Origin of the sequence: Lysinibacillus sp. YS11, assembly GCF_002896375.1 — a bacterium.
Classification (GTDB): Bacteria; Bacillota; Bacilli; order Bacillales_A; family Planococcaceae; genus Lysinibacillus; species Lysinibacillus capsici.
Genome location: NZ_CP026007.1, coordinates 329,597 through 341,347 on the forward strand (window position 1 = coordinate 329,597; position 11,751 = coordinate 341,347).

Annotated in this window: 12 protein-coding genes; 11 read left to right on the forward strand and 1 reads right to left on the reverse strand. The window is 37.8% G+C overall.

Annotated elements, in window-relative coordinates; translation table 11 throughout:
• Positions 1–80: 80 nt before the first annotated feature.
• On the reverse strand, positions 81–992 hold the full coding sequence (locus LBYS11_RS01580) for a TetR/AcrR family transcriptional regulator (protein ID WP_103117328.1): 912 nt from the start codon (positions 990–992) through the stop codon (positions 81–83).
• A gap of 157 nt (positions 993–1,149) precedes the next feature.
• Here LBYS11_RS01580 and LBYS11_RS01585 point away from each other — a divergent pair, with 157 nt between their 5' ends.
• The 11 genes from LBYS11_RS01585 (at position 1,150) to LBYS11_RS01635 (ending at position 11,748) form a co-directional block, all read left to right on the forward strand.
• A complete protein-coding gene (locus LBYS11_RS01585; RefSeq protein ID WP_103117329.1) occupies positions 1,150–2,664 on the forward strand; it encodes a DHA2 family efflux MFS transporter permease subunit in 1,515 nt (504 codons plus the stop codon).
• 158 nt (positions 2,665–2,822) lie between these two features.
• Positions 2,823–3,842 carry a serine hydrolase domain-containing protein gene (locus LBYS11_RS01590; RefSeq protein ID WP_048391885.1) on the forward strand — a complete coding sequence of 340 codons (1,020 nt, stop codon included), beginning with the start codon at positions 2,823–2,825 and terminating at the stop codon, positions 3,840–3,842.
• Entirely contained in the window at positions 3,839–5,152 is a 1,314-nt protein-coding gene (locus tag LBYS11_RS01595) for an ABC transporter substrate-binding protein (protein WP_199768287.1), read from the forward strand. The genes LBYS11_RS01590 and LBYS11_RS01595 overlap by 4 nt, the downstream gene beginning before the upstream one ends.
• A gap of 86 nt (positions 5,153–5,238) precedes the next feature.
• Positions 5,239–6,186, forward strand: coding sequence for a carbohydrate ABC transporter permease (locus tag LBYS11_RS01600; RefSeq protein WP_103117330.1), 948 nt, complete (start codon positions 5,239–5,241; stop codon positions 6,184–6,186).
• Between the two features lie 12 nt (positions 6,187–6,198).
• Positions 6,199–7,026 (forward strand): carbohydrate ABC transporter permease, encoded by an 828-nt coding sequence (locus LBYS11_RS01605; RefSeq protein ID WP_048391881.1) that lies wholly within the window; start codon positions 6,199–6,201, stop codon positions 7,024–7,026.
• A complete protein-coding gene (locus LBYS11_RS01610) occupies positions 7,013–8,011 on the forward strand; it encodes an N-acetylglucosamine kinase (protein WP_103117331.1) in 999 nt (332 codons plus the stop codon). Before LBYS11_RS01605 ends, LBYS11_RS01610 begins: the two co-directional genes overlap by 14 nt.
• 20 nt (positions 8,012–8,031) lie before the next feature.
• The gene (gene murQ / locus LBYS11_RS01615) at positions 8,032–8,937 is read left to right on the forward strand and encodes an N-acetylmuramic acid 6-phosphate etherase (RefSeq protein WP_103117332.1); all 906 of its coding nucleotides are present in this window, start codon (positions 8,032–8,034) and stop codon (positions 8,935–8,937) included.
• 51 nt (positions 8,938–8,988) lie between these two features.
• Positions 8,989–9,876 (forward strand): MurR/RpiR family transcriptional regulator, encoded by an 888-nt coding sequence (locus tag LBYS11_RS01620; RefSeq protein WP_175400798.1) that lies wholly within the window; start codon positions 8,989–8,991, stop codon positions 9,874–9,876.
• Positions 9,877–10,185: 309 nt separating this feature from the next.
• Positions 10,186–10,692: a phage tail protein gene (locus LBYS11_RS01625; RefSeq protein ID WP_054548699.1), complete on the forward strand. Its 507-nt coding sequence runs from the start codon at positions 10,186–10,188 to the stop codon at positions 10,690–10,692.
• A gap of 12 nt (positions 10,693–10,704) precedes the next feature.
• Positions 10,705–11,205 carry a phage tail protein gene (locus tag LBYS11_RS01630; protein ID WP_103117333.1) on the forward strand — a complete coding sequence of 167 codons (501 nt, stop codon included), beginning with the start codon at positions 10,705–10,707 and terminating at the stop codon, positions 11,203–11,205.
• 18 nt (positions 11,206–11,223) lie between these two features.
• Positions 11,224–11,748: a phage tail protein gene (locus tag LBYS11_RS01635; RefSeq protein ID WP_103117334.1), complete on the forward strand. Its 525-nt coding sequence runs from the start codon at positions 11,224–11,226 to the stop codon at positions 11,746–11,748.
• The last annotated feature ends 3 nt before the right edge of the window (positions 11,749–11,751 follow it).

Consider the following 11,751-nt stretch of genomic DNA (forward strand, 5'->3'; position numbering starts at 1 on the left):
TGTACAAAGGTCTGTCATAGAACTTAATTTCATTCAACAGAGTAAAGAGGTATCAAAGTGTTCATTTGATACCTCTTTTTTTATTTATTTTTCGTACATCGTTCAGCGGGCTGTTCAATTTTTACGTAACGCCATAAGTTATTGGCGATGTCACGGGCCTCTGCGATATGTTCTGTGCCGACGAAAGCCTTACGGAAAGGTGTAAGAAGTGATTCGATGATAAAAAGCTTTGGTTTTTCTTTCTGCAATTCTTCTAATAAGAATTGTGCATACTCCAAACCTTCCATTGTTTCGTTATTCGATAATCCCTTTGTAAATCCTTTTAGTTGTTCAATAACCATTCCTTTTGTAACGGTTTTATAGTTCACGACATTTTGAATGGTATTGATCATTTCAACACTTACGATAATCTCTTTTGACTCAAGCATAGTGGGTATAATTACGCTAATATTGCGCAATGCTACACGTACAATAGCTTCTCGATTGATATATTTATAATCGGCAATAAAGACAGCACGTAGAGTGAGGTTAATCATTCCAAGTGTTTGAACAGCACATTCATAGCTAATAGGGCTAATCTCTTCTCCAAAGACTTGTACTAGACGATTGGCGAGCCATTCTAGTTCTTGTAAATGGTAATTAATAATAATTTTTTTTAGTTCTTTATCTCTTGATTGGAAGATGGATTCGAATATCTGTACTAAATTATGTTCACGATTGACATACATGAGAACAGCGACTTGCTGCGTCAATACCTCTAAATCTGTAGGGTCTTTGCCATAAATGAGCTCATGGCGACGATTACTAGCTTCTTCGCGACCTTCATCTAAGATGGCGATTAAGCATTCATTTTTCGAAGTAAAATGATTATAAAATGTGCCTTTAGAGATTTTAGCCGCATTGATGATGTCATTAATTGATGTATCTAGAAAGCCTTTTTCAATAAAAAGTTCACGTGCTGCTGTTATAATTTGTCTTTTTCTTTTGTTCATAACCTCACCTTTTTTATAATATTATACTCTTATTCTACACTTGGAATGCTTTTATATCAACGTTTATAAAAAATATAAACTTATTTGTTGAAAAAAGTAGACTACGAGTATAAAATAAGTTTTATCGTAAAACACAAGAAAGAATTGAGGGATATAAATGAATAGTGAGCAAACAATGAAAAAGCCCCCTTATGGCATGATAGCTATTCTATTTGTGGGTGCTTTTGTTGCTTTTCTAAATAACACATTGTTGAATGTGGCATTACCAACAATCATGAAAGATTTTGGGATCACCTATTCAAAAGTACAATGGTTAGCAACAGGGTATATGCTTGTGAGCGGTATTCTAGTGCCTGCTTCAGCATTCTTTGTGACACGCTTTAAAAATAGACATTTATTTATTACAGCGATGTCTATCTTTACAATTGGTACAATTATGGCAGGTTTCGCTCCTAATTTTGGCGTGCTGCTAGCAGGTCGTATGGTGCAAGCAGCCGGAGCTTCTAGTATGTCACCACTTTTAATGAACGTTATGCTAACAAGCTTCCCGAAAGAAAAGCGTGGGGCAGCAATGGGGATCTTTGGTTTAGTTATGATTATGGCGCCAGCAATTGGTCCTACATTATCAGGGTATATTGTGGAACATCATGATTGGCGTATGCTTTTCCAAATGATTATTCCATTTGCTTTAATTAGTTTATTATTTGGTGTTTGGAAATTAAGAAACGTGATGGAGACACGTGAAGTTCACTTAGATTTCCTTTCAGTACTTTTATCAACAGTTGCATTTGGTGGTATTTTATACGGCTTTAGTACTGCAGGAGATAAAGGTTGGTCAAGTCCATGGGTATATGGCACAATTACAATTGGCTTCATCGCTTTAATTATTTTCGTTGTTAAACAGCTGAAAATGGATGAGCCATTACTGGAACTACGTATCTATAAATATCCAATGTTTGCTTTAGGGTCTGTTATCTCAGTTATTGTCTCTATGGCAATGTTCTCAGGGATGATTTTAACACCAGCATATGTACAGTCTATCCGTGGTATCGAACCATTTGAAGCAGGCTTAATGATGCTTCCAGGAGCACTTGTCATGGGGATTATGTCACCAATCACTGGTAAGCTTTTCGATAAATTTGGTCCACGTGTGTTAGCCATTATTGGATTAACGATTACAACAATCGCAACTTTCGGTTTAACAAAGTTAGAAATTGATTCAAGCTACACATATATCGTATCGATGTATACAATTCGTATGTTCGGTATGTCGATGGTCATGATGCCTATTATGACAAACGGTTTAAATCAACTACCGCAAATGATGAATCCACATGGTACAGCGATTAACAATACATTACAGCAGGTATCAGGAGCAATCGGTAGTGCGATCCTTGTAACATTTATGAATAATCGTACAAAAGTTAAAGCGGAAGAATTAATTGCAGAAGCCAAAGCGAATGCTGCACAATCAGGAGCAACGCCTACAGCAGAGCAAATGCAACAAATGCAAGATCAGATTATGCAAACCGCCTTATTAGATGGTATTACGCATTCCTTCTTAATTGCAGCTGGTATAACAGTGATTGCAGTGGTACTTGCATTCTTCTTGAAACGCGTAAAAGTTGAAAGCGCAGCAGCGTCAATGGATTTAAAAAAACCAACTAAATAATCAAAGTAGCCCTAGCCAGTAAATACTTACTGGCTAGGGCTTTTTTTATTGAGTACACATGAAAAAAATTTTAGGATTGGTGTTATTTTTCATCATTTTATTTTATATGATAATACTAATTTACAGAAAATTTAGATATTTAATAGTGGGGTGCTTCCTTGGTAGATGCATATATAACTGGCTTAGTGAAAGAACAGAAAATTCCAGGTGCTGTATTAATTGTTCAGCAGCAAGAAAGAAGGCTATTTTCATGCAATTATGGAGCCTATACTGCTGAGGATGGCAGCGAGCAAGCTATTTTAAGTAATACGTTGTTTGATTTAGCCTCCTTAACAAAAGTTGTCGCAACACTCCCAGCTATTTTACTCCTGATGAGTCGAAATCAAGTTTATATAACAGATCCAGTCCAAACCTATTTGCCTGATTTTAATTATCCTCTTATTACAATCCAGCATTTATTGCAGCATTGCTCAGGATTGCCAGCAGATTTAACACCTGTAGTTAAAAGACATCATAAGCGTGACATCCTGCAGGAGGTACTGGCAAGTGATGTAGTATGGCAGCCAAATGAACAAGTGCAATATAGTGATTTAGGTATGATTATTATAGGAAAGGTGATTGAGGAAGTTACTGGCATTTCATTAAAAAGTTTTGTAGAGCAAGAGGTTTTTAAGCCATGGGGCATGCATCATACATGTTTTCAACTGCCTGTGCATACAAGAAGGCTTGCTGCATCTACAGAAATGGTGGCAGGTCAATTTGTACAGGGAATAGTCCATGATGAGAAAGCTTTATTACTAGATGGTATTGCTGGTAGTGCAGGTTTATTTTCATGTGTAGAGGATTTAGCAAAGTATGCGGAAATTTGGTTGGGGATCAAGCAACAAAGTGTAATTCCATATGAATGGTTAGAGCTTGCCTATACGAAAACTTTTAAAACGAGGGGACTTGGGTTTGAAGTATGGGGAGGAGATGAAGCATCATTTTGTTTTGGTAGGAGGTGGAGCAAGGGCTCATTTGGTCATACAGGATTTACAGGCACGAGTATTTGGATGGACCCTGTAAAAAAGGCATTTGTCATTTTACTAACGAATGCTGTGCATTATGGGAGAAATACAAACATGGGAAGGATTAGAGAGAAGCTTCATACGATGATTTATGAAAAATTACTGATATGAAGGGTGGATCTGCTGGTATGAGACAAAAGAGTAAATGGTTATTGTTGCTTCTTTTATTACTGGTTGTGGGTTTGGTAGGCTGTAACACGAACGAGAAAATAACGACCTCAACAACACCTGATAATGAAGAGAAATCGAAAACTGAAGAGGTTTCGCTAACAATAGGGAGTTGGCGCACAGAAGATGTTGCCAAGTATGAAAAAGTGATTGCTTTATTCAATGAACAACATCCTGAAATACATGTTTCATTTAACCCAACTAAAAATACTGAATATAATACAGTCCTCAATACGGCATTACAGGCTGGAGAGGGTCCAGATATTTTTCACTTACGTCCTTATGCAGCTGGATTGAAGCTTGCGGAGGCAGGTTATGTTGAGAAAATAAACGGTTTAAATGGATTGAATGTATTTCCTGAAGAAGCATTACAGGCTTCTCGTGATGACCAAGGGAATCAGTACGGTGTACCAATTAACTTAAGCTCTACACAATTTTTCTATAATAAGAAGATTTTTAAAAATAATAATCTTGAAATTCCTACTACATGGGATGAATTCATAGCATTAAATGACCAATTATTAGAAAAGGGTATTACACCAATTGCAATGGGTACAAAAGAAGGCTGGCTATTATCGTTGCTACACGGTATTGTCGGTCCTGCTGTTTATGAGGGCAATGACTTTTACCAAGCAGTGCTCGCAGGAGAAAAGGATTTTACAGATCCGAAGTTTATTGAATCCATTCAAGTAATGAATGACTTGAAAAAGTATTTTCCTGTCAATTCAGAAGGCTTAGGAATGGATGATATCCGTACTTTGTTTGCACTAGAAGACGCGGCAATGTTTCCGTTAGGTAGCTGGGAAATTCCTGTTGTATTAGAAATGAATCCAGATTTAGATTTAGGTTATTTTCCTATTCCATCTAAAGAGAGTAATACAACAGTGACGACTTGGGTAGATGGCTCATTTGCGATTAATGCTAATTCGAAAAATAAAGAAGCAGCTAAAGTATTTTTAGAATTTTTAACAACTAAGGAGTTTGGCGATTTGTTTGTAAAAGAGTTTTCTATGATCAGCGCTATTCCAGGTATTACCTCTGACGATGCATTGTTAAACGCTATTAGTCATTCGACTGCAAATGAAGCAACGCCATATATGTGGGTAACTAATTTTACTGGTGGGGACCCAACAACAAAGAGCTTGCTTGAAAGTGAGCTACAAGGCATGTATTTAGGTAAAGTAACGCCTGAAGAGGTTGCCACAAAAGTACAGGAAAACGCTAAAACTTGGTTTACGCCATTTCAAAAATAATGAAAGTATCAAGTCAGTAGACCCCTGAAGTGCTATAAGGAGTTTAGGGGTCTTGTTGTTTCATGATTAGTAAAAGGAGGCTGCTCATGATAAGAGAATATACAGCTCCATCAGTAAGAAGGAGGAAATCGAGAGTAAGGTGGACTATCCATCTTTTCCCTATTCCTGCACTAATAATCTATGGGTTGTTTGTGCTTTATCCGATAATAGCGGCATTATCCTATAGTTTTTTTGAATGGAAAGGGATGGCTCGTGGTGATTTTATTGGTTTTCAAAATTTTGTGACGCTTTTTACGACAGAACCCTATGGCTCCATGTTTTGGAATGCCTTTAAGCATAATGTCCTCTATTTTGTTGTGCAAATGATTGTTATGAATGGATTAGCCTTCTTTCTTGCCTTTATTATTTATCAAAAAATTAAAGGTGCAGAGTTTTTTAAGGCTGCTTTCTTTCTACCGCGATTATTATCAGTGATTGTTGTAGGTTTCTTATGGAAGCTCATTCTAAATCCAAATTTTGGTACTTTAAATGTCATTTTGGAGAAATTAGGTCTTGAAACTTTACAAAAGGCTTGGCTTGGTGATCCCAACACGGCGTTAATCGCCATTATTTTAGTCAATTGTTGGTTTGGACTAGGTTTTGGTGTCTTAATTTTTCTTGCTGGCTTTCAAGGGATCCCAAGTGAGTTAGTCGAAGCGGCAAAGTTAGATGGCGCTAAGGGTTTTACTTTATTGCGTACGATTTACTTGCCTTTAATGGTGCCATCAATTATGATCATGGGCATTTTAACATTTATCCAGTCATTTGAAGCATTTGAATTAGTATATGCAATGCAGGGCTCCATGGGAGAGCCGTACTATTCTACAGATACGTTAGCTGTGTTTTTCTATCGTTTAGCATTTGGTAGCTCTACCGCTTCTGGGGCAACAGCTATTGGATTGGGTTCGGCGTTAGCTACAGTACTATTCTTATTTATATTAGTTTGTACCACGCTATTTTTACGCTTTGCCAATAAAAAGAATGTTCAAATGTAAGGGGTGATTATAGTGAAGCAAGGCGCTATTTGGGTTCGACCATTTTATTATCTTGTGGTGTTTACGGTGGCGACCATTAGTTTATATCCAATTTTGTTAATGATTTTATCTTCATTTAAAAAGAGCGTGGATATCTATAAAAATCCATTGGGTTTACCGACTAGCTTTAGCTTAGATACTTATCGTACATTATTAGCAAAAATTCCATTTACCACATACTTTCTAAACAGTCTATTTGTCAGTATTGTATCTGTGATACTAATAGTGGTTGTTTGTTCACTGGCTGCATTTTATATTGCTCGCTTTAAATTTTCTTGGAATCATGCATTGTTCTTTATTTTTTTATTAGGCATGATGATTCCTATAAAATTGGGGATTGTCCCGCTCTTTATATTAATGCGTGATTTAGGGCTGATAAATTCCTTATGGTCTTTAATTTTGATGAACATGGCGACAGGTATTCCATTATCCATGCTGATCTTAACTGGCTTTTTTAAAACAATGCCTTATGAATTAGAGGAAGCAGCCCGTATAGATGGGGCGGGGAACTTAAGAGTTCTTTGGCATGTAATGTTACCGTTAATGAGACCTGCCCTTGGAACAGTGGTTATTATAAATTTTATTGCTTCATGGAATGATTTCTTCTTCCCACTTATTTTTATTACAGAAAAAATGAAACGGACGATACCTGTTGGAATGATGTCACTTTTTGGTGAGCATTCGGCAGATTGGGGCTCTCTTTTTGCAGGTTTAACATTAGCTTCATTACCAATGATCCTATTATTCTTTATTGCCTCAAAGCAATTTATGGAGGGGCTGACGGCTGGTGCCATTAAATAGGGAATACATTATTGGGGTCGATGGTGGTGGGACTAGAACTCGTGCAGTGATTGGGACAAGAAAAGGGGAAGTGCTGGCTTTTGTTGAAGGAGCTGGAACGAATATAAAATCAACGCCACCTGACGAGGTAAGGCTACATATTATCAAGCTCCTTGCCACGTTACTACAAAAGATAGATGCAACAAATAATGATATTGCTGCGGTGTTCTTATGTGTGGCAGGGGGCGATCGCCAGTTAGATAAAGAACGCTGGGAGCAATGGATTAGCTTCCTTTTCCCTGCTAGCTCCTGTAAGATAACCATCACCAATGATGCGGTAGCGGCACTTACTAGCGGCACATTTACACAGCAAGGGCTCGTTGTGATAGCAGGAACGGGTTCCATCGTATATGCAGTTGGAAAAAATCATCAAGTTAGTCGTGTTGGAGGATGGGGTTATTTATTAGGAGATGAGGGCAGTGGCTACTATATTGGGCAAGAGGCATTGCGATTGATTACGCGACATTATGATGCTATTGGCGTGAATGAGGATCTGTTTACAGCGACTATTATGGAGCAGCTAGCATTAAAGAATCCTACTGAAATTATTACGCATGTTTATGAGCATCCACAGCCACGTGTACTCATAGCCTCCGTAGCTCGTGTGGTGTTGCGTTTAGCAGAGCAAAATAATGATAGGGCACAAAAAATTATTGAACACGCTGCTCATCATTTAACTCATTTCATCCAAATAATGTTGAAAAAAGAGCCTCAGCTAAAAGGTGACTCTATTGTCCTATGTGGAGGTTTATTCGAAAATTTTTATTTTGTTCAATGCTTTCGAGAAAAATTACAGCTTGCTAAAATACCTAATCGACTAATACAACCAGAGGTGCCACCTGTTATAGGAGCTTTCGTTAATGGACTTCTCAGTGAAGGAATTCCAATCACAGAGGCTTTACAACGAAAGGTAAAAGGAACTTGGATGAGTATCCATGAAAAATAGTTTGGAGGGATTTGATTTCAATGGAACGAATGACAAAACTGACGACTGAAGGCTATCATCCAGATACGACAAATCTAGATTTAATGTCCACTATTGAAATTGTAAAGCTGATGAATGAAGAGGATAAAAAAGTACCATTAGCCATAGCAAAGGTTTTACCTGAAATCGAGCAGGCTGTCACAGCTGTTGTGGATGCACTAAAGAAAGGCGGTAGATTATTTTATGTTGGTGCAGGGACAAGTGGGCGAATTGGTTTGCTAGATGCCGTAGAATGTCCACCTACATTTAGTACATCACCAAAGCTTGTGCAGGCAATATTGGCTGGAGGAGCAGATGCAGTAATGATTGCCATAGAAGGTGCAGAAGATGATCTTTCATTAGGAGAGGTTGAACTACAGAAACAACAGCTAACAAACCGAGATGTAGTGATAGGGATTGCAGCAAGCGGTCGAACGCCTTTTGTCAAAGGAGCATTAAATTATGCTCAACAACTAGGGGCAAAAACAATCAGCTTAGTGAGCAACGCTCATTCTATTATTAGTAAGCATGCAGATATTGCAATAGAGGTGATTACAGGACCAGAAATTTTAACAGGTTCTACAAGACTAAAGGCTGCAACAGCTCATAAACAAATATTAAATATGATTACAACGACAACCATGATTAAGCTTGGAAAGGTCTATAAAAATTTAATGGTGGACGTTCATGCTAGTAATTTTAAATTGCGAGAGAGAGCCAAACAAATCGTCTGTGAGGTAACGGGAGTTTCTTATAATCAGGCTGAAAGTGTTCTGGAGCAAAACAATTATCAAGTAAAGCTCGCGATTGTGGTGCTACTGACGAATACAACGATTGAAGAGGCGACGGAATTACTTGCTCAATCAGAAGGGCATGTGCGGAGAGCGGTGTCTCTAAAGAAATATTGATGAAGGAGGTACATGGATAACTTCCTTTTATCTAGAGATGGAGCTGGAAAAATGGAAAAAATAAATGCGGGTTTAATTATGCTTGCTGAAATGTGCGAAAAGCTTCCACTCTCCGAAAAAAAGGTGGCAAGCTATATATTAGCACATCCTACACAGGCTATAAAAATGACCGCGGTTGAACTAGGAGAGGCAAGTCAAACAAGTAGTGCCGCAGTTATTCGGCTGTGTAAATCGTTAAATATTAGTGGTGTTCAAGAGCTGAAATTGCGCATTGCTGGTGATTTACAACATGCTAAAGTTGAAGATCGAGATATTGAGGCGAATGAAGCGCTGCCATCGATTGTAGAGAAGGTAACGACGCAAAGTAGTGAAATTTTGACACAAACAGCTAATTTAATAAATATTGCTGAATTAGAGCGTGCAATAACGGCCTTATCACAAGCTGATAAAATTATATTTTTTGGAGTGGGTGCATCAGGTATAGCAGCAATGGATGCAGATCAAAAATTTTTACGAATCAATAAAAATAGTAGGGCATTTGTGGATTTGCATTTAGGCGCTACAGCCGTTGTCAATACACAGAAGGGGGATGTGGTAGTAGGTATCTCCTTCTCCGGAGAAACGCATGAAGTGGCTAAAATCCTTGAAATAGCTAGCCAAACACCAGCCACTACAATCAGTTTAACGCGCTATGGTAGTTCACTAGTGTCTAGCCTAGCAGACATTTGTTTATATATCTCTCCCAATGTTGAAGCAACTTTTAGAAGTGGTGCCACTTCCTCACGTCTAGCGCAGTTACTTGTCATTGATATTTTATTTATGGGGATAGTGACGAGTGCCTATGAGCAGACAGTGGATTATTTAGATGAAACACGTTCTGTTATTCAGGGGTTGCATAAAAAAGTGGCTAAAAGAAAAAATAAAATAAAAACATATTAGTGTTAGTATGTTCAGACTGTAGACAAAAGCTATCGAGAAGTTTTCTCTCGATAGCTTTTGACATTTTTATTCTCGGAAATAAAAACGAATTTGGTTTTAGGTATTTAGTTTAATATTTTTATAGATGTAATATCATTACCCACTTTTTTCTTTTAACTCTTTCTTATAAGCAACAATATTGTATTGATATTTTGGATTAAATGGTTGGTGAGTTAGTCCATTTTGGAAAAAATATATTTTTTAACCTAATTTTAACCTTGTTATTGTAATGTGCTAGGTAAAGCAATATTTTGTAAGGAGGTTTTAAGAATGGAACAATATGTCGGAGAAATTCGATTATTTGCTGGTGATTATGCCCCAGATGGCTGGGCTCTTTGTAATGGTCAACTATTATCTATTTCCGAAAATGAAATACTTTTTTCTTTGATTGGCACAACCTATGGGGGAGATGGTCAATCAACCTTTGCATTACCAAATTTTCAGGGCAGGGTTGTAGTACATCAAGGACAGAATCCAACTACTGGTACTACCTTTGTCAATGGTCAAATGGGAGGGGTGGAAACCGTCACTTTAATCTCGTCACAGCTTCCTGCACATACACATCAGGTAAAAGCTTCTTCTCTTGATGGCACAACCCCTAGTCCAGAAAATGCTGTTTGGGCAAAAAATATACAATATTCGACACAACCACCAAATGGCACAATGAATGCCGCCATTGTTTCAAGTGTGGGAGGAAACGCTTCTCATAACAATGTAATGCCGTTTTTAACAATTAGTTACATTATTGCTCTTTACGGTATGTATCCAACAGAATAGGGGGTATGAAGGATGAGTGAACAATATGTAGGTGAAATACGATTATTTAGCTTTGGGACAGTTCCAAGCGGATGGGCGCGATGTGATGGACAAATATTACAAATTAATACAAACCAAGCGCTGTATTCAATTTTAGGAGCAACTTATGGTGGTAATGGCTCTACGACATTTGCATTACCTGACTTAAGGGGAAGAGTCCCAGTTCATGTAAGCAGTAGCATCACACGTGGACAAAAAGCAGGAGAAGAGGCACATGTGTTAACAACTAATGAGATGCCGACTCATACACATATTATTAATGGTAGTTCAGAAAGTGCTACGTTGAAAGTGGCTACTGGAAATGTGTGGGGTACATCTGCTAATAATATTTATTCTATCAATCAACCAAACACTAATATGAACTTGCAAGCATTGTCAACATCAGGAAATTCACAGCCACATCAAAATATGCAGCCATATAGTGTCGCTAATTACTGCATAGCTTTAGTCGGAATTTATCCATCAAGAGATTAGAAAAAAGGGGTGGGCAAAGTGTCAGAAGCATATATAGGAGAAATTAGAATATTTGGCGGTAATTTTGCACCAAAAGACTGGGCTTTGTGCGATGGTCAGATAATAAACATTGCCTCGAATAGTGCATTATATGCTATTTTGGGTAACAGATATGGGGGAGATGGTAAAACAACGTTTGCATTACCAAACTTAAATGGTAGGGTAGCGCTTCATCAAGGAACAGGTGTTGGATTAACACCAAGAAGTGTTGGAGCATCTGGAGGTTCATCTACTGTTACATTATTAACCACTGAAATACCTAGTCATAATCATATTGTTACTTGTAACAATACTCAACCATCAAATAATGAGCCAACTGGAGCATTATGGACCGAACAACGAGGTAGAGGTTCTCTCCCGGTATATTCAAATTCAGTGAATACATCAATGAACGCCTTTGCTATCGATCAAACTGGGGGAAGTCAACCACATAACAATATGCAACCATATTTAGGACTAAACTTTATTATTTGTTTATATGGGGAATGGCCTCCTAAGAGTTAACGA

What these genes read in the sequence shown, in the direction of transcription:
- LBYS11_RS01580 (WP_103117328.1), bottom strand. Translation starts at nt 992, where the DNA reads ATGAACAAAAGAAAAAGACAAATTATAACAGCAGCACGTGAACTTTTT.
- LBYS11_RS01585 (WP_103117329.1), top strand. Translation starts at nt 1,150, where the DNA reads ATGAATAGTGAGCAAACAATGAAAAAGCCCCCTTATGGCATGATAGCT.
- LBYS11_RS01595 (WP_199768287.1), top strand. Translation starts at nt 3,839, where the DNA reads ATGAAGGGTGGATCTGCTGGTATGAGACAAAAGAGTAAATGGTTATTG.
- LBYS11_RS01600 (WP_103117330.1), top strand. Translation starts at nt 5,239, where the DNA reads ATGATAAGAGAATATACAGCTCCATCAGTAAGAAGGAGGAAATCGAGA.
- murQ (WP_103117332.1), top strand. Translation starts at nt 8,032, where the DNA reads ATGGAACGAATGACAAAACTGACGACTGAAGGCTATCATCCAGATACG.
- LBYS11_RS01620 (WP_175400798.1), top strand. Translation starts at nt 8,989, where the DNA reads ATGGAAAAAATAAATGCGGGTTTAATTATGCTTGCTGAAATGTGCGAA.
- LBYS11_RS01625 (WP_054548699.1), top strand. Translation starts at nt 10,186, where the DNA reads ATGGAACAATATGTCGGAGAAATTCGATTATTTGCTGGTGATTATGCC.
- LBYS11_RS01630 (WP_103117333.1), top strand. Translation starts at nt 10,705, where the DNA reads ATGAGTGAACAATATGTAGGTGAAATACGATTATTTAGCTTTGGGACA.